This window comes from Mesorhizobium sp. M0678 (assembly GCF_040320505.1).
GTDB lineage: Bacteria > Pseudomonadota > Alphaproteobacteria > Rhizobiales > Rhizobiaceae > Mesorhizobium.
The window spans coordinates 12,335-30,562 of sequence record NZ_JAMYPT010000025.1 but is presented as its reverse complement, the minus strand read 5'-3'; the positions used below and the strand labels follow the sequence as shown (position 1 = coordinate 30,562).

12 protein-coding genes are annotated in these 18,228 nt (G+C 61.2%); all 12 read right to left on the bottom strand.

Features of this window, described 5'->3' with window-relative positions:
- The 12 genes from NKI29_RS28590 to metH all read right to left on the bottom strand — a co-directional run bounded on the left by NKI29_RS28590 (nucleotide 1) and on the right by metH (nucleotide 18,155).
- Nucleotides 1-1,176: an acyl-CoA dehydrogenase family protein gene (locus tag NKI29_RS28590; RefSeq protein WP_352798022.1), complete on the bottom strand. Its 1,176-nt coding sequence runs from the start codon at nucleotides 1,174-1,176 to the stop codon at nucleotides 1-3.
- Nucleotides 1,177-1,200: 24 nt separating this feature from the next.
- Entirely contained in the window at nucleotides 1,201-2,640 is a 1,440-nt protein-coding gene (locus NKI29_RS28585; protein ID WP_352637657.1) for an NAD(P)-binding domain-containing protein, read from the bottom strand.
- A gap of 1,682 nt (nucleotides 2,641-4,322) precedes the next feature.
- Nucleotides 4,323-5,030 carry a GntR family transcriptional regulator gene (locus NKI29_RS28580; RefSeq protein ID WP_352621166.1) on the bottom strand — a complete coding sequence of 236 codons (708 nt, stop codon included), beginning with the start codon at nucleotides 5,028-5,030 and terminating at the stop codon, nucleotides 4,323-4,325.
- Nucleotides 5,031-5,136: 106 nt separating this feature from the next.
- Complete coding sequence (locus tag NKI29_RS28575) at nucleotides 5,137-5,916, bottom strand: aspartate/glutamate racemase family protein (RefSeq protein ID WP_352647876.1); 780 nt, start codon at nucleotides 5,914-5,916, stop codon at nucleotides 5,137-5,139.
- 11 nt (nucleotides 5,917-5,927) lie between these two features.
- Nucleotides 5,928-6,650, bottom strand: coding sequence for an ABC transporter ATP-binding protein (locus tag NKI29_RS28570; protein WP_023679427.1), 723 nt, complete (start codon nucleotides 6,648-6,650; stop codon nucleotides 5,928-5,930).
- Nucleotides 6,647-7,426, bottom strand: coding sequence for an ABC transporter ATP-binding protein (locus NKI29_RS28565; protein WP_023679426.1), 780 nt, complete (start codon nucleotides 7,424-7,426; stop codon nucleotides 6,647-6,649). The genes NKI29_RS28570 and NKI29_RS28565 overlap by 4 nt, the downstream gene beginning before the upstream one ends.
- Before the next feature lie 3 nt (nucleotides 7,427-7,429).
- Nucleotides 7,430-8,404, bottom strand: a complete 975-nt coding sequence (locus NKI29_RS28560) for a branched-chain amino acid ABC transporter permease (RefSeq protein WP_023679425.1) — start codon at nucleotides 8,402-8,404, stop codon at nucleotides 7,430-7,432.
- A 7-nt stretch (nucleotides 8,405-8,411) separates the two neighbouring features.
- Entirely contained in the window at nucleotides 8,412-9,278 is an 867-nt protein-coding gene (locus NKI29_RS28555) for a branched-chain amino acid ABC transporter permease (protein WP_023679424.1), read from the bottom strand.
- Between the two features lie 83 nt (nucleotides 9,279-9,361).
- Nucleotides 9,362-10,564 (bottom strand): ABC transporter substrate-binding protein, encoded by a 1,203-nt coding sequence (locus NKI29_RS28550; RefSeq protein WP_352621169.1) that lies wholly within the window; start codon nucleotides 10,562-10,564, stop codon nucleotides 9,362-9,364.
- 640 nt (nucleotides 10,565-11,204) lie between these two features.
- Nucleotides 11,205-12,731: an FAD-dependent oxidoreductase gene (locus NKI29_RS28545; protein ID WP_352647874.1), complete on the bottom strand. Its 1,527-nt coding sequence runs from the start codon at nucleotides 12,729-12,731 to the stop codon at nucleotides 11,205-11,207.
- A 931-nt stretch (nucleotides 12,732-13,662) separates the two neighbouring features.
- On the bottom strand, nucleotides 13,663-14,244 hold the full coding sequence (locus NKI29_RS28540) for an aldo/keto reductase (protein ID WP_352798020.1): 582 nt from the start codon (nucleotides 14,242-14,244) through the stop codon (nucleotides 13,663-13,665).
- A gap of 101 nt (nucleotides 14,245-14,345) precedes the next feature.
- A complete protein-coding gene (gene metH / locus NKI29_RS28535) occupies nucleotides 14,346-18,155 on the bottom strand; it encodes a methionine synthase (RefSeq protein WP_036239289.1) in 3,810 nt (1,269 codons plus the stop codon).
- Nucleotides 18,156-18,228: the final 73 nt, after the last annotated feature.

Below are 18,228 nucleotides of genomic sequence, written 5' to 3'. Positions count from 1 at the left end.
TCAGCGATACAATCCGCCGACCGGGAATTCCCCGGTCAGCAACCAGGTGCCGATCGTGCGCTTCTTGTATTCGGCCGGATTGTGCAGCGTGTGCGTGCGCACGTTGCGCCAGAACCTGTCGTAGCCGTTGGCCTTGGTGGCTGAGCGGGCGCCCATCACCTCGAAAACCTCGCTCGACGCATCGAGGCCGATTTGTCCAGCGTAGACATTGGCGGTGGCGAGATCGATCGCCGTCTGCCCGCGCTGCTCCAGGGTCAACGCCTCGCCCTGGCCATAGGCGGCATCGAGGCTGCATGCCGCTATATCGGCCAGTTCGGCCGCGGCGAGCGTGCGGATATAGAGGTCGCCATATTTGCGTTGCACGAACGGATCGTCGGTATGTTTCTCATAGCCGGAATAGACCCAGGGGCGCGATTGCGAGACCGTATAGTCGCGGCCTTCGCTCAGCGCTCCTTGCGCGCTGCCGACGAACAGGTTGAGCAGGACCGCCTGCTGGAACAGTGACGTCAGCGTCTGGAATGGCGTCAGCGGCACCGCGGGCGAGCCAATCAGTTCGTCATCACCGACATGCACGTCCTTGAAGGTGACCTTGCCGGAACCCGTCTGGCGCTGTCCGACGCCGTCCCAGTCGTCCTCAATGACGATGCCCTCACGGTCAGCCGGGATTGCGGCTGCCAGCCGGTCCTGACCGTCCTCCCAGGCGACCTGGATATAGTCAGCGATGTGCGAACCGGAAGAAAAGGGCCGAAAGCCGCTCAGGATCCAGCCCGTGCCGTTGCGCCTGGCCGTCGACGTCTTCGACATGGCGTTGCCGGAATTGCCCCAGACCCAGTTCTCCCTTGCCGAGCGTGTCAGCAGCCGGTCCTTCTGCGCCTCCGTGCCACGGAACAGCACGCCATTGAGCGGCAGATGATGGTATCCGTAGAGATGGGCGAGCGAGCCGTCGGTGCGGGCGAATTCGCGCACGACGCGCAGCACCGACAGCCAGGGTGCGCCCTTGCCGCCATAGCGCTTGGGAATCTGCGCCGACGGCAGGCCGCTTTCCTTCAGCAGACGGATTTGCTCGACCGGCCGCCCGCCGGCCTTGTCGCGCGCCACGGCATCCCGATTGAAGATATCGCGCAGTTCGACCGCCGTGGCGACGAACGGGTCGGAAAGGTCAGGGCTGAAGGTCATCGGCGTTTGTCCATGGAAATGCGTCTATTCCGCCGCGATCGTCCGCGCCGGCCGCCAGACGGAAGCGGCATAGGCGTCTTCGCCGAACTCGGCCGGATGGCTCCCGGTTATGCGACTCTCATGGCTGTCGAGATCGGCGAGGAAGAGATCGCGGCTGATGCGCGCGACCACAGCCGGCACATCGCGCCTGATCGACGGCACATCGCCGATCGGCAGGCCGAAACTGACAAAGCCGCCGGGATTGAAGACATGGATATTCCTCAGGAATGGCGCCTCCCCCGGCGCCTTCTCGAGAAATTCATGGCCGAGGCCGAGATAAGGATGGGCGCCGAAAAACTCATCCCGCTCTGCTTCCGACGGCGCGTACTGGTCGCGCCATAGCCGGATGGCGGTGGCGAAATCGGCAAGTTCCGGCTTGCGGGTCGGGTCGGCAAAATAGCCGGTACCGGCGATGACGAAGTCGAAGGCAAATGTTTCGCCGGCGATCTCGGTGACGACCTTGCCGTCTTCGACATCCGCATTTGTCCAGGGGGCACCGAGATGGAGATGAAAATTCTGGTGCCGCACCGCCCGCTCCACCGCATCGAGCGGTGGCGTCGAACCGGCCTCGCGGAAGCGCAGCGCCTGGCGCCAGCGCACCGCAACGGGCAGCAGCGGATAATTGTCATAGGCCCCGGGATAGCCGCGCACGCGGTTGATCGGCACGCTGGCGATGCTGGTGCGTCTGGCGAACAGACGCACCGATTTCGCGCCGGCCTCAAGGGCAGCTCCGGCCGCATCGAATGCCGAAGCCGCCGACCCGACGACAGCGATTGCCTTTCCCTTGAGCGAGGCAAAATCGATTGCCGCCGAACTGTGTGCGACAAGGCCCTGCGGCAAGGCGGCAAGTACCGCCGGTATCACTGGACCGCCGCTGCCGCCAAATCCATTGGCCAGAATGATCTTGCGCGCCGTTTCGACCGATGGCGTGCCGTCGGCTTCGAGGTGCAGGCGAAAATGCCCGCCAGCCGGCTCGATGCGAATGAGACGTGTGCCGTAACGAATGCCGATGCCGAGAAAGTCGCGATACCATTTCAGGTAGTTCGCCCAATCCGTCCGTACGATGCGGTCGAAACCGGCATAGGCTTCCGCACCGTGGCGGGCTTCGTACCAGGACTGAAAACTCAAGCCCGGCAAGCCGAGTTCCGGCCCCGGCAAGCCCTTTGGCGTTCGCAACCGGTTCATCCGCGCATGGGAGAGCCAGATGCCAGCCTTGCTCTCGTCCGGCGCGGCATCGATGACCGTAACCTTGCCGATGCCGGCGCGCCTCAACGCGAAGGCAAAGGTGGCGCCCGTCTGCCCGCCGCCGACGATGAAGACATTGTGGTTGATGCCCTCGCGGTCCGGCACCCAGTTCTGCGGATCAGGGCCGATCAGCCGAAGTGTTTCATGGGCGTGGAAATCTGGATCGGATGGTAAAGCCATTTGGGCTCCGGCTGAAGTTCAAGCGTCGCGCCAAACTCCGCCCCAGTCGGCAAACAGTCCAGAAATGTCTGCTTTGATTGCCCGGTAGTTTTTTTCACTTGCATCCGATTTCACAATCGGGAGCGCCATCGGGCAAATGGAGATCGGAGCTTCCAGGAGACGCGATACTACCCGGCCAGCGGATGACCGGGCCGCAGCCGCGGTCTACGGACCGCCGCGGCCGGTGCAATTGGTGCCGGTATTCCGCTCGCGACTGGAGCGGCGATTGGCGAAGGGTCATGAACCTGCAAGCGGATGGATCCACACTTTGCTCCGCACAAGGGCATTTTGAGACTACGGCCGAGTTCAGAACCCGCCTAATTGCACGTCGTTGCCGCCGATTGCCGTACGCATCGCTGAAGGGTCTTTTGAAGCCGGGAGTGTTGAGCTACCTGTGACGGGTGCCATCAACGAGACGGAGAAAATCGACGAACGGGCCCAAAATCATTTCGCTAAAAGTCACGGATTTACCCGACAGCGCTCAATTCAAACCCGAAGAATTAAGCGTAACATATTGATATGTAATAATATGGTGGGCCCGGAGGATGTACCAAGATTGTTGATTTCATTGGCTTTTTCGTGGGCCAAAGTCGGAAATCTTCCCGTATCGTTCCGTATGGTACCGCGACAGCCAGACAGTCGAACATCGCGGCCCTATCCCGCGGGCTGCCGAACATGTCACAACCGCTTCGTCAGCACCAAATGGCACAGCGCGCGCCAGTATTCCGCGGCCGCCCGGTGAGGCATCATGAGAAGCTTCTTGCAGCACTTGATAAGCGCGACAGCGCCGAGGCGCGCGCAGCGATCGTCAACGACATAGCAGATGCGGCAGCCCGAATTAAGCTGCATGGCGGACTAGCTTGAGGCCCTGTTTGGGAACTGCCACACGGTAGCTCCCATAGCCCACCTTCACGAGCAAGCTTTCCTTGCACATGCGGGCGAGGTAGCAGCGAGGAACGCCGATGTCGGTCAGGTCTTTTGTCCGGACTTCGCCGTTCTCAAGAGCGAGCGAGACGGCGCGTTCCCTCAATGTCGGCTTTGGGCCACCGGCAAGCCGGATCCGCTCGGCGCGGTCGCGATCACGCTTCCGCATCCTGACGGAGGGCTCTGGCGTAGCTTTGAGGGCAATCTGCAACACATAAGTTCGCGGTTTCGTTCAGCCCGGCGAGCCCCGCCTTTTCTACGCCATGACACGATGCTGCGCGCCGGCATCCGATGTTTCCCTACGCTACGATCCGCTTCGATCCTGCCCGCTCACTCTCGGTCATTCTGTCCGCAAAAAAGTCCACCACTTCAGTCATTTAGCCTCTTCAATTGGAGTAATCGCGTCACATCGAGGTAAGCCTGCGCAGGGACCGAACCTTTCCCTTCATTGAAGTGCCCTCTTCCCAAGCTTAGTCAATGAAGCAATTGGGGGCGGAATACATCTGGGCACTGGACTTGGTCGGCGACCTGAACTACCGCCATCTCACGAGCCTGGACTATGCTAGCGCGGAGCGCGCTTGCCAATCCCGCTTCTTTCGATCCGTTTCCTTGGGCGTCACTCCCACTGCATCAAGCGCCGAAAACTCGTGAGACCATAATCCGGGCAGCGCCGGCAATTGGCGCTGTTCGGGTACAGCAGTGCTGTGTCCTCTCCTGTTCTACGGACGAAGCAAATCCGAGAGGTTGTCTGACTTTTCTATTTTGTCTGTGAGGTCGAGCCCCGACAGGAGGTCGACCAGATGGCTGGTCATCAGGTCGGCCGCTTGGGAACTACGCCCTGCTTCGATTGCATCGACCAGAGCGTGATGGGCGTGTTTCTCACAGGTCGCGTCGCGCCGTTTCCAGTAGAGTGCGATGATGAGAGAAGAATGAGAGACAAGGTCGCGAACGAATTTGGTGAACACCGAATGTGCAGCGATTTCGGCGACGCCTACGTGGAAACGTGCCGACAGCATGATCGCCTCACTGTCCCGGCCGGCGTGAAGTGCTTCATGCTCCCTCTCGAGATGCTGCCGCAACTGCGCAATGTCGGATGGCACTGCTGCCTTCGCGGCAAGCCAAGCCACCTTTGGTTCAATCAGCGCTCGTGCCTCGAATACCTCTCGCGCTTCCACCGTCGATGGCTGGGCCACGAAGGCGCCGCGGTTTGGCTCCAGCCGCGCCAACCGGTCATGAGCCAGAGCTTGCAGGGCGGCACGAATGACGGTTCGGCTCACCGAATAGATCGACGCCAGCTCATCTTCCGGCAGCTTGGTGCCAGGGGCGAGACGGTGGCTGACGATGGCATCTCTCAGACCATAGTAAATCGGCGACCAGCGGGCTGCCGGTTTTTCGTCGCGGTCTTCTTCTCTGAGCACTGTCAACATGCTTCTCAACGCGCAGGCACGATACTGCCTGATTCATCCCAAACAGCTCAACGGTCGATGCAATCTAGTATCGCTTACGTGGCGGTCAATCCCGGGACACAGTATCTCAATTTGTGGGGCCAGGCGCGTTCTGGGTCGGCGGTATAGCTGCCGCAGCGCCCGCCGGAGACAGCGATTCATAGATGCCCGAAAACCGTTTGCCGCGGGGAGCAGCGTAGCCACCAATCTTCGATGTCCTCAGACCGACTCTGAAAAGGCTCTCTGCCAAGGTGACCGCGCAGGCGACACCGTCGAGTACGGGAACGCCGTGTTCCTCCGATAGGCTGCTTGCCAGATCGGCCATGCCTGCGCAGCCAAGAACGATCGCCTCCGCCCTGTCCTCGTTGATGGCGCGCGCGATCTCGTCCGAGATTCTGGCCCTGGCGTCCGAGCCCGGCAGTTCGAGATCGAGCACGGCAACTTCCGACGACCTGACTTTCGCGCAGCGCGACGCGAGGCCGTATTTCGCCAGGTTGTGCTCGATCGCGGGGACGGAGCGGGCGAGCGTCGTCACGACGCTGAACTTGCCGGCGACGAGACTAGCGAGGTGGAAGGCGGCCTCGCCGATGCCGATGACCGGGGCCTCGGCGGCGCAACGTGCCGCGTCCAGCCCGGTATCGTCGAAACATGCGATGACATAGGCATCGATAGCGGCCGCCTTGCTCATTTCGGCGACGATACCCGGAATAGCGAAGACTTCGTCGTAATAGCCTTCGATGCTCGGCGGACCATCGCCGGGATTCACCGAAACGATTTCCGTCCCGGCAGAAGCGACGCTCGTCGCGACCTTGCCGATCTTGGCGGTCATCGATGCGGTCGTGTTGGGATTGATGACGAGTATGCGCATGCCGATCAGCCTCAAATCTCGCCGCCGAGATAAAGATGCTTGACCCGTTCGTCGGTCAGCAAATCAGCGGAGTTCCCACTCAGCGCAACGCTGCCGGTAGTCAGCGCATAGGCTCTCTGGGAAATGCGCAGCGCCATGCGTGAGTTCTGCTCGACCAGCAGAACGCTGACTTTCTCGTCGCGATTGATCGCCACGATCGAGCGGGCAAGGTCCTGGACGAGCTTGGGCGCGACGCCCAGCGACGGCTCGTCGAGCAGCAGCAGACGCGGCTTGGCCATCAGCGCGCGGCCGATGACCAGCATCTGCTGCTCGCCGCCGCTCATCGTGCCGGCGGCTTGCGAATAGCGCTCCTTGAGGCGGGGGAAGCGGCCAAGCACCATTTCCAGCGAGCCAGCGATCTCGGCCTTGTCGGATCGGGTGAAGGCGCCCATAAGGAGATTGTCCTTGACCGACATGTAAGGGAAGACACGGCGTCCCTCCGGCACCATGGCGATGCCCATCTTGACGATCGCATCGGGGGCGGCGGCGTCGATGCGCCGGCCATTGTAGTGGATCTCGCCGGACTTGATCTTGCGCAGCCCAGTAATGGCGCGAAGGATCGACGACTTGCCGGCGCCATTGGCGCCGACCAACGCGACGGTCTCGCCCTCATTGACTTCCAGCGACACGCCCTTCAGCGCGTAGACGTGATCATAGTAGAGTTGGACATCAGCAAATTTCAGGATCTGGTTCATAGCCCGATGGCCTCGTCTTCGCTGCCGAGATAAGCCTCGATCACCTTGTCATTGTTCTGGATTTCCGCTGGCGTTCCCTCGGCGATCTTCTGGCCGAAATTCAAGACGACGATGCGGTCAGAAATCTTCATTACGGCAGGCATGTCGTGCTCGACCAGAAGGATGGTGAGGCCGCGCTCGCGCAACCGTCTGACCATCGCCACCATTCTCATCGTCTCGTCGTGGTTCATCCCGGCGAAGGGCTCGTCAAGCAGCAGGATCGACGGGCTCGTGGCGAGGCCGATGGCGATGCCGAGAGCCCGCAAGTGACCGTGCGGCAAGTTTCGGGCGATTTCGCCGGCGAGCGACGACAGGCCAAGCAACGCCAGAATCTCGTCGGCTGATGCGCCAAAGGCTGCCTCGTCAGCCTTAGCCGTGCCAGTACCGAGGAAGAAGCCAAGCAGGCTCGCGGTGGAGCGCAGATGGTGAGCGATGATGACGTTGTCGCGCACGCTCATGTTTTTGAAGATCGTCGTTTCCTGAAACGTCCGGACGACGCCTTTGCGTGCGGCTATGTGCGGCGCGAGATCGGAGATGCGCTCGCCCTTTAAGCGCACTTCGCCCGATGTCGGCCTGAGGAACGACGAGATCAGCTTGAATAGCGTCGACTTGCCGGCGCCGTTGGGACCGATGACCGACAGAATCTCCTTCTCGCGCACCGAAAAGGAGATGTTGTTGACCGCGACGAGACCGCCGAAGCGTTTCGTCAGAGCCGAGACCTCAAGCAGATCGGCCATGGCTCAACCCTTCTTGCGGGTCGTGGCCGCAAGGCTGAGCAGCCCATTGGGCAGAAACAGCATCAGCACGATCATCAAGGTCGAGTAGATCAGAAGCTGGAACCGGCCAGTCTGGAACAGGAGGTCCCAGCCGAAATAAAGCACCAGCGTGCCGAGCATCGGCCCGAATACGTAGCCGAGCCCGCCGAGGAAGCAGTTCAGCATGAAGTTGACAGAGTCGGTGACCGTGAAGCTCGACGGATAGATCGACTGCGAGATGGCGGCGAAGATCGCACCGGCGACGCCGCCGAAGAAGGACGAGACGGCATAGGCTATGACGCGCAGATAGGCGATATTGACGCCGATCGACGAGGCCAGATCTTCGTTCTGCTGGAGCGACTGGCAGAGCTTGCCGACGCGCGAATGAACCAGCCGGTACACCACCGCGAAACAGACCAGCATAAGCGCGACCGCCAGCAGGTAGAAGGCCAGCCGAGAATTATGCAACGTGGCGAAATCCGGGATGATGGTGAGGCCCAGAATCGTGAGCGCCCCAGGCAGCGGGATGCTGACCATGCCCTTGGCACCGTTGGTGATCGGCAGCGCCAGCGCCAGAAGCCGCGCAACCTCGGTCAGCACCAGCGTCACCATGGCGAAGTAGACGCCGCGTAGGCGCAGGATCGGCAGGCCGATAAGCACGCTTGCGGCCGCGCAAAACAGGCCGGCGACCGGCAGCGTCAGCCAGAACGACCAGCCATAGGTCACCACAAGTATGGCCGAGACGTAGCCACCCATCAGCGCATACGCGCCCTGGCCGATATTGATCCGGCCGATGTAGAAAGTGAGCCACACGCCGGCACTGGCGATGCTAAGCAACGCCACCGAGGTGAGCGTGTAATAGAGGTCGATCCGGCCGCTGGCCGAGATCAGAACCGGCACGGCGATGAAGACGATCGCCAGAAAGGCGGCAACCGGGGCGATTTTCACGCTACGCGTCATGGCACCATCAACCCCACGGCTTGCCCATCAGCCCGTTGGGGCGGATCGACAGGAACACCATCAGCGCGGCGAAGATGACGAGGTAAGTGACGTCGCCATATTGGCGCAGCACGGTGAGGCCGACCGACTCCATCATGCCAAGGATGAAGCCGCCGGCGATCGCACCGCCGACAACGCCGGCGCCGCCGATCATCACCATCATGAAGGCCTTGATCGAGATCGGCCCGCCGATGCCGGAATTGACGCCAGTGATGGTGACCAAAAGACCGCCGACGATGCCCGCCAGCATGGCGCCCATGGCGAAGCCGATCATCGAATAGCGATCGACCTGAACGCCCATCAATTGGGCGGCGACCCGATCCTGGGCCAGCGCCCGCATGGCTCGCCCGACCCTGCTGTACTGCATGTAGAGGACAAAGGCCGCGATGAAGACCAGTGCGAGCACGCCGACGACCATACGGTCATAGGGCATGATGATGCCGCCCTCGTTGAACACGCCCTTGACGATCTTGGGGACACCGCGCTGTTTTTCACCGAACAACAGCAGGATGACCGCGTCAAAAAAGAATGCCGTTGCCGCCGCGAGCAGCATTGTGCTTTCTTCGCGTAGACTTCGCCTGATGACAGTTCGGAAGAGGAATTTCTCCATCAGCGCGCCGACGACAGCGAGCGTCACGCCGGACGCCAGCAGCGCCACAACAAAAGGCAGCCCGAGTTGTCCGTAGATTGTGTAGGTGATGAACCCGCCCAGCACATACATCTGCCCATGGGCGAAGTTGAGCACGTTCATCAAGGCGAAGATAAGCGTGAGCCCCAGTGCGATCAGTGCATATTGGGCACCGAGGTAGAATCCGTTGGCGATGACCTGTTCCATTGACGCCTTCGATCTTCCGAGAGACCCGGAACATGCTCCGGGCCCCCGGCAACGCGGGAGGAAATAACCGCAGGAACCTAACCCTAATCAACCGAGCCGACGAACAGGGTCTGGAAGGCGCCGTCCTTGTACTCATTGACAACCATCGGCACCGCGAGCTGACGCTTCTGGCCGAAAGAGGTCGTCCCAACATAGCTCAGCTTGGCGTCGCCTTTCAGGTAAGGGTTGGGAGCCGAGAAGGTGTCGATGGTCTTCTTGAACTCCTCGACATTGTCGATTGCCGCCGGATTGGCCTTCAGCGTTTCGAGGATGTATTCGAGCGCATAGACCTTGGTATTGGACTCGTCATTGTATTCGCCGAACATCTTGGTGTAGCGGTCGACGAATTCCTTCATCGTGTCGGAGGCGATTTCCGGCGTGGAGGCGCCACCGACGGAGATGAAGCCGTTGGCGTACTCGCCAGCGCCCTCCTCCAGAACCTTGGCGTCCTGCGCCGTTTCGGTCGAGATCAGGCCCTCGAAACCGAGCTCACGGGCGGCGCGGATGAGCAGCGGCGCATTGGCGGGCGCGACGCCGGATAGCACCAGCAGGTCGGGCTTCAGCGAAACGATCGGCGTGAGCACCGGCGTGAAGTCGCGCGTGTCGTTCTGATAGGTGTCGTTCTGGGCGACAATCTCGAGGCCCAATGCCTTGGCTGCCTCGACGCCACCATCGCGCTGGCTCAACGGATCCGATTCATTGGCGGCAACGAAGGCGATCGTCTTCACCCCCTTTTTTTCCTTGAGATATTTGTAGATCGCCGGGCCCGATTGATAGTTGGCGATCATGCCGAGCACGGCATTCGAGGCAGGCTTCTGATAAAGCGCCTTCGGGAAAGCGTACGGGAAATAAATGATGCCGTTGGCCTCGGCGACCGGACGCACGGCGGCGGCACCGTCATCGACATTCGGGCCGACCACATAGTGGATGCCCTCCTGAGCCATCTTCTCCATGCCGGCGATGGCGCGCTTTGGGTCTTTCTGATCGTCGAAGGTAACGATGTTGACGTTGTAGGTGCTGTCACCGATCTTGACGCCGCCGGTTTCGTTGAGCCAGGCGGCACGCGTCTGCATTGAACGCACATTCGATGTGCCCCAGGCGGCGGCGGAGCCGCTTGTGACACCGACGAATCCGATCTTCAGTTCCTTGTTCTGGGCCTGCACGGACGGGATACCCATGGCGGCGATGGCCAGGGTCGAGACGGCGCCAAGCGCCATCGATTTGAGAGTCGCGCGTCGGTTGATCATTCTGCATTCCCCTTCTGGTTATCGCGCTTTGTGTTTTGCTCATCGGCTGCGCGGATGCCTTAAAGGGAAACCTGGATTGGAAAATTGTCAACATTATTCTTCATTTTCGTATACAATCGTGCGCAAGGTGTGCGAAGGAACGCTTGCGGATTTAGCGTCCGATGCTGTCGTACTGTCCACCACCCGCACCCTCGTCGCGCTATGCCGACGTCGATTTGCCGTCGAGGAGGCCAACAGGGTCTCTTGCGACTCTCCCGCCCGGAGCGGCGGCGACTCTGATTTCCGCCTAGGTAGAGAGGAAGAGGTGACGAAGCCGAGCGAACGCAGCGCGCGGATTAGGTCGCGAGCGATTGCAGAACGCCGGGGTCGGTAGGAGATGCTGCGGCTGACGTCCATCGGAACGAGCGAAGCGACGGGTCGTCAACGTTCTCAAGGAGATGATACCGCTGAGATTGCTGTTCGCTTCGTTTCCGACCTGGCCAGCGTTACACGCTCGGCCCAATGATGCGATCGTTGCTGGCGATCCCCAGGAGATCATTAAGGTGATCGATGCGTGGACGTTCGCCTGTGATATCCTCGAGGAAGCGCAATTGGATGTTGATCGCCACGGAAGGCGGATAACAGCTTGCACTTCGCTAGGTCATTGGCGCTCCATTTCCACCTCTGTCTCTAGACTTTCGATGTCGCGGGAGATCGAAGCGACAGCCAGCGTGCGCCCTTTGCGCTTGAAGCGCAGCAGGCAATCTTTGGCAATGATGTCTCCATCGACCGCGATCTCGTCCCATTGTCCGGCATGACCGACATAGTTGATGGGAATATCGTAATGCTGGCTCCAAAAGAACGGCACGGCGACGAATTTCTCGCGATGGCCGAGTATGTTGAGTGCTGCGGTTTGCCCCTGCCTCTCTGCTACCACCCAATGCTCGACCCGAATGTTCTCGCCAGTGTGAGGATCGGGCCACCGCGCAATGTCACCGGCGGCGAAGATCCCTGGCGCGCTCGTCTCCAGAAACGCGTTCACGACGACCCCGTCGTCAACGGTCAGCCCTGCCTTCTCGGCAAGCCCAGTCCGCGGTCGCACGCCGATGCCGACGACGACGAAATCTGCCGTCAACGTATTGCCACTACTTAGTTTCACGTTGGTGCCGTCGATGCTGCTCGCGGTATCTTCGAGACGGAATAAGACACCATTCTGCTCATGGAGGGCGCGGATGAAGTCGCCCATTTGCGGACCAAGGACCCGCTCCATGGGCCGTCTCTCCGGTGCCACGACATGAACTTCGATGTCGCGCAAGCGCAGGGCCGCGGCAACTTCCAGGCCAATGAAACTGGCGCCAAGCACGACGGCGCGGCGCGCAGTCGTGGCTCGCTCGATGATCGCCTTGCAATCTGCGAGCGAGCGCAGCGTGTGAACCTGTGGCTGGTCGGCGCCGGGGATAGTGAGGCGGACCGGTTCGGCTCCGGTCGCAAGCAGCAGCCTGTCATAGGGGGTCCGGGCGCCATCAGCGAGTACAACCTCGCCAGAACGTGCATCGATGCTGACGACGTCCGCATTGAGATGCAGATCGATATCGTTCTTTGAGTAGAAGCTCTCCCGGCGGAGCGGGATCCAATCCTCCGGTGCTTTGCCGGCGAGGTAATCTTTGGAAAGATTGGGCCGATCAACGGGTGGCGCTTCGTCGTTGCTGAGCATGACGATGCTGCCATGATAGTGTTCGCGCCGCAGTTTTTCGGCCGCTGCGAAACCGGCCGCGCCGCCGCCGACAATGACGATATTCTCGGGAACCTGGCCGGAGCCTCTATCGCGCTGCTTCGGTGCCGTCCGCTTGCGCTTCTCGCCCACAAATATCCGTTCATCGCGTAGTTCCACCGACCAGCATGCGATTGGATTGAAGGCGGGGGCATGCAAGGCCTCGCCAGTGCGCAAATCGAAGCACGCGTGATGCCACGGACACCGGACAGTATCCCCCACCACAAGACCGTCGACGAGCGGCCCACCGTAATGTGTACATGCCGCCCCGATGGCGAAGACCTCAGCCCCGCGGCGCACCAGCAGTACCTGCTCGCTGCCACAATGGCCGACGAACTTGCCGCCATCGGGAAGATCGGCGAACGCGACGCCCTGGACCAGATCCGGCCCGTCTAATTTGGAATGACCTTCAGCCATTTTCTTCTCCCTTGGCGATACAGTGTCAAATCGCCTGGACGGCTAAGAAGCGGGAAATCTTCAGGTCCGCCGGCCTCGGAATACCTTCCGCCTGGCTAGTGCGCCTTCAGGTGCCCGACACCGCTTGTGCCCAAACGTCCGACCACATCATTTGTTGCCAGTGGGCGGCATGCACGCTTGAATTTCCGATCTCGTGCCCTTCGGCGACGAGCTTGCGGCAGCGCCTTTGTCGTCCTTGTGGGTCTGAAGGCCGTGCGCAGCCTAATAGATCGTCTGGCGTGAGGCGCGGCCCGCCAATCGAGCCAGCTTTGGGATGGACCTATCTATGGCGCGTGTAGGGAATGGGGTAAAATAAGCCGACAGCGGGCTCCGAAGGGTCGCAGTTGTTGTGAGTCTCAACGGTCGGAAAGTGCGAGCCAAGTTCAGATGTGTGAGCAGGGATTTGCATAAGTTCGTCCGTTGACTGGAAGACTGCACGAATGCGCCACGCTCGCGCAGCAAATCGATCGGCAGTCCTCGGGAGCCTACCATAAATCAATAAAATCAACGCGATACACCGTGGTTCGCCAATATTGACTTGGCCAACCAAACCAAAATATGATGCTAAGTCATTGATAAATAACGACAATGGTGGGCCCGGAGGATGCGCCAAAAACATTGATTTCATTGGCGTTTTCGTGGACCAGAATCGCCAGTATTCCCGCATCGTTCCGTACGGTCCTGCGACCGACGACCGAATATATCGGAAACCGTTATCGCCTCGCACCCTCGAATAGCATCAAACGGCGCCTCACGACACCCGTCGACCGCCCCATCGTAGGAACGAAAACGGAACTTTCGTGTGCAGTTTTGCTCCAACGTGGTCCGAATTCCGGATTCACCACACCCTACGCAGTCTCGGCAATTTTCAGCACTGCGTCGATCTCGGCCATCACCGTTGCCGGCAGCGGCCCTTTCTCCAGCGCACCGAGATTGTCCTCGACCTGCTCGGGCGCGTGAAGCCGGGAACCGGCAAGGCGATTGCCGACTTGGCGAGTATCCAGCCGAGCGCGCCTTGCGCAAGCGTGCGTCCGCCCGAGGTGAGCAGGTCGCGGATTGCCGAGAGCCTTGACAGATAGTGCGGGTTGGCGGCGCCATCCCTGAAAAACACCATCCATTCGGCATTCCCGCCGCGCACATCGTTGGTGGGCAGCCGCATGGCCGGCGTGTATTTGCCGGTGAGCAGCCCCATTGCCAGCGGCAGCCGGCTGAACGAGACGAGGTTCTCGCGCGCCGCAACGGCCATCAGCTCGTTCGCCGGGGTAAACACATTGAAGTCGTTCTCTACGGCGACGAACCCTTCGCGCGGCGCGTAGGCGGCAAGCCGTTCGCGGTGATCGGTGCTCCAGCCGAAGCCGCCGATCTTGCCCTCTTGGCGCAACAGGCCGAGCGTATCGAACACCTCGCCGGCGCGCTCGGGAATGCTCACCGCGTCCCATACTCCTGCTATGGAGATGCCTAGGATTTTCGCCATCTCTGCATCTTCTTGCCGCCTGCCGCCCAGTGGGTGAGCGGCGCGCCCGGCAAGGCTTGAATACAGGACGAATTCCACTTTGAAGCTGGTACGCCGACAATCTATTCAGCGGCCTCAGCGACCTGCACTGGGATGTAATTCAGGATGGGCCCGAGCCACTGCTCGACCTCCGAAATTGACATGTCTTTGCGCCGTGCATAGTCCTCCACCTGATCGCGCTCGATCTTGGCCACCCCGAAATAATAGCTTTCCGGATGGGCGAGATAGATGCCGGAGACCGACGAGCCGGGCCACATGGCATAGCTTTCGGTCAAGGTGACCCCTGCGTTGCGTTCGCCGTCGAGCAGCCTGAACAGCGTCGCCTTCTCGGTATGGTCGGGCTGCGCCGGATAGCCGGGCGCCGGCCTGATGCCGCAATAGGGTTCGCCGATCAGATCCTCCGGGGCCAGGTTCTCGTCCGGCGCATAGCCCCACAACTCTTTTCGGACACGCTCGTGCAGCCGCTCGGCGAAGGCTTCGGCGAAGCGGTCGGCGAGCGCCTTCACCATTATCGAGGAATAATCGTCATTGGCCCGCTCGAAGCGCTCGGCGATCGCCACTTCCTCGATGCCGGCGGTCACGATGAAGCCGCCGAGATAATCCGCCTTGCCACTTTCGAGCGGCGCGACGAAATCCGACAGGGCGACGTTGGCCTTGCCGTCGCGCTTGGTCAGTTGCTGGCGCAGCGTGAAGAAGGTCGCCAGCTCTTGCGAACGCGTGTCGTCGGTGAAAAGCCTGATGTCGTCGCCGACGGCATTGGCCGGCCAGAAGCCGATCACGCCCTTCGGTGCGAACCATTGTTCCGCGATGATCTGCTTCAGCACCGCTTGTGCATCCTCGAACAGCTGGCGCGCCGCCGGCCCCTGTGCCTCGTCTTCGAGAATCTTCGGATAGCGCCCCCTCATCTCCCAGGTCTGGAAGAACGGCGTCCAGTCGATGTAGCGGGCGAGTTCGGCGAGGTCCCAGGTCTCGAAAACCTTCAGCCCAAGGAAGGAGGGGTTTTGCGGGACATAGCCCGACCAGTCGATCTTGTGGGCGTTTGCCCTTGCCCTGGCGAGCGGAAGGCGCAGCTTGTCGGCTTCACTACGCGCATGCGCGTCCGCCACCTTGCGGTACTCGGCGCGTACCATATCGACATAGTCGCCCTTTGCCTGGTGGGACAGCAATGACGAGACGACGCCAACGGCGCGGCTGGCATCTGTGACGTAGACCGTCTGGCCGCGCTCATAGCGCGGGTGGATCTTGACCGCCGTGTGAACGCGGCTGGTCGTCGCCCCGCCAATCAGCAACGGAATGTCGAAACCTTCGCGCTCCATTTCGGAGGCGACATGCGCCATCTCGTCGAGCGACGGCGTGATCAGGCCGGAGAGGCCGATGATGTCGACGTTTTGCTCGCGCGCCGTCCGCAGAATCTTAGTCGCTGGCACCATGACGCCTAGATCGATGATCTCGTAGTTGTTGCAGGCGAGCACGACGCCGACGATGTTCTTGCCGATGTCATGGACGTCGCCCTTGACCGTCGCCATCAGGATTTTTCCGGCGGTCTGGCGTTCGCCGGTGTCGATGCCGTTGGCGGCGTTGGCCAGCTTCTCGGCTTCCATGTGCGGCAGCAGCCCGGCGACCGCCTGTTTCATCACGCGCGCGGACTTGACCACTTGCGGGAGGAACATCTTTCCGGCACCGAACAGGTCGCCGACGACGTTCATGCCGGCCATCAGCGGGCCCTCGATGACATGGAGCGGCCGCTCGGCGGCAAGCCGCGCCTCGTCGGTATCGGCGTCGATGAACTCGGTGATGCCATTGACCAGCGCATGCGAAATGCGCTTGTCGACAGTCCACTCCCGCCAGGCGAGATCGCGTTCCTTGGCCTCCTTGCCGGCGGTTCCCTTGAAGCGCTCGGCAAGTTCCAGCATCCGCTCGGTGGCGCTGCCGCCGCCCGCCGGCTGGCGGTTGTTGACGACGTCCTCGCAGGCTTCGCGCAGTTCCGGATCGATCGATTCGTAGACTGCAAGTTGGCCGGCATTGACGATGCCCATGTCCATGCCGGCCTGGATGGCGTGGTAGAGGAACACGGCATGCATGGCCTCGCGCACCGGTTCGTTGCCGCGAAACGAGAAGGACAGGTTCGAGACGCCACCCGAAATGTGGACGTGAGGTAGGGTCTGGATGATTTCCCGCGTCGCCTCGATGAAGTCGACCCCGTAATTGTTGTGCTCGTCGATGCCGGTGGCGATGGCGAAGATGTTCGGGTCGAAAACGATGTCTTCCGGCGGGAAGCCGGCCTGCTCGGTCAGGAGCTTGTAAGCGCGGGTGCAGATGGCGACTTTTCGCGCCTGCGTGTCCGCCTGGCCTTCCTCGTCGAACGCCATGACGACGACCGCCGCGCCATACGCGCGGACGAGTTTCGCATGGTGGAGAAAAGCTTCCTCGCCTTCCTTCATCGAGATGGAATTGACCAGCGGCTTGCCCTGCACGCATTTCAAGCCAGCCTCGATGATCTCCCATTTCGAACTGTCGATCATCACCGGCACGCGGGCGATATCCGGCTCGGCGGCGATCAGGTTGAAATACTCGACCATCGCCTTCTTCGAATCGATCAGGCCCTCGTCCATGTTGATGTCGATGATCTGGGCACCGTTGGAGACCTGATCGCGCGCGATGTCGAGGGCGGCAGGGTAGTCGCCGGCGGTGATCAGTTTCCTGAATTTCGCCGAGCCGGTGACGTTGGTGCGCTCGCCGACATTGACGAACGGAATTTCCTTGGTGAGCGTGAAGGGTTCCAGACCTGACAGGCGCATTTTGCGCTCGATCTCCGGAATGGCGCGCGGCGGATATTTCCTCACTGCCGCTGCGATGGCGCGGATGTGATCCGGCGTCGAGCCGCAGCAGCCGCCGACGACATTGACCAGTCCCTCGCGCGCAAAACCCTCGATCTGCGCCGCCATGAATTCCGGGCTCTCGTCGTAGCGGCCGAACTCGTTGGGCAGGCCGGCATTGGGATAGGCACAGGTGAAGGTGTTGGCGACGCCGGAAATCTCGGCGACATGTGCGCGCATGGCGTTGGCGCCGAGCGCGCAGTTGAGGCCGACCGTGAACGGACTGGCGTGGCGGATCGAATGCCAGAAGGCCGTCGGTGTCTGGCCCGACAGCGTGCGGCCCGACAGGTCAGTGATCGTGCCTGAGATCATGACCGGAAGATGCACGCCCTTTTCGAGGAAGATCTCGTTGCAGGCGAAGATCGCCGCCTTGGCGTTCAGCGTGTCGAAGATCGTCTCGATCAGGATGATGTCGGCGCCGCCGTCGATCAGGCCGCGCAACTGCTCGCCATAGGCGATGCGCAGATCGTCGAAGTTGACGGCGCGATAGCCGGGGTTGTTGACGTCCGGCGACATCGAGGCGGTGCGGTTGGTCGGTCCCAGCGCGCCGGCGACGAAGCGTCGCTTGCCGTCTTCCTGTTGGGCGCGAATGCACGCCCGCCGCACCAGACGGGCACCGTCCCGGTTCAGGTCATAGACCGCATCCTCCATGCCGTAATCGGCCTGGGCGATCGACGTGGAGGAGAAGGTGTTGGTCTCGATGATGTCGGCGCCGGCAATCGCGTACTGGTAGTGGATTTCCTCGATCGCTTTCGGCTGCGTCAGGATCAGCAGGTCGTTGTTGCCCTGTTGATGGCAGGCGCAGCCGACGAACTTGTCGCCGCGGAACTGTTCCTCGTTGAAGCCATGCCCCTGGATCTGCGTGCCCATCGCGCCGTCGAGGATGAGGATTCGTTCGCGCGCGGCCGATTCCAAGGCAGAACGAATCTCCGATCCATCCGCCTTGGCGACAACGGGTCCGAAAAGGGAATCCAAGGAGGATTCAGAATGCACCACGGTGAGCCTCGGCTTCCAAGATCATACACCGTGACATAAACATATCTTTATGTCAAAATATGATGTGCTCATT

Bases quoted from the DNA above. Each gene is read 5' to 3' on its own strand.
- NKI29_RS28565 (WP_023679426.1), bottom strand. From the start codon at position 7,426: ATGGCCGATCTGCTTGAGGTCTCGGCTCTGACGAAACGCTTCGGCGGT.
- NKI29_RS28545 (WP_352647874.1), bottom strand. From the start codon at position 12,731: ATGGCTGAAGGTCATTCCAAATTAGACGGGCCGGATCTGGTCCAGGGC.
- NKI29_RS28570 (WP_023679427.1), bottom strand. From the start codon at position 6,650: ATGAACCAGATCCTGAAATTTGCTGATGTCCAACTCTACTATGATCAC.
- NKI29_RS28585 (WP_352637657.1), bottom strand. From the start codon at position 2,640: ATGGCTTTACCATCCGATCCAGATTTCCACGCCCATGAAACACTTCGG.
- NKI29_RS28575 (WP_352647876.1), bottom strand. From the start codon at position 5,916: ATGCGCATACTCGTCATCAATCCCAACACGACCGCATCGATGACCGCC.
- NKI29_RS28550 (WP_352621169.1), bottom strand. From the start codon at position 10,564: ATGATCAACCGACGCGCGACTCTCAAATCGATGGCGCTTGGCGCCGTC.
- NKI29_RS28590 (WP_352798022.1), bottom strand. From the start codon at position 1,176: ATGACCTTCAGCCCTGACCTTTCCGACCCGTTCGTCGCCACGGCGGTC.
- NKI29_RS28540 (WP_352798020.1), bottom strand. From the start codon at position 14,244: ATGGCGAAAATCCTAGGCATCTCCATAGCAGGAGTATGGGACGCGGTG.
- NKI29_RS28580 (WP_352621166.1), bottom strand. From the start codon at position 5,030: ATGTTGACAGTGCTCAGAGAAGAAGACCGCGACGAAAAACCGGCAGCC.
- NKI29_RS28560 (WP_023679425.1), bottom strand. From the start codon at position 8,404: ATGACGCGTAGCGTGAAAATCGCCCCGGTTGCCGCCTTTCTGGCGATC.
- NKI29_RS28555 (WP_023679424.1), bottom strand. From the start codon at position 9,278: ATGGAACAGGTCATCGCCAACGGATTCTACCTCGGTGCCCAATATGCA.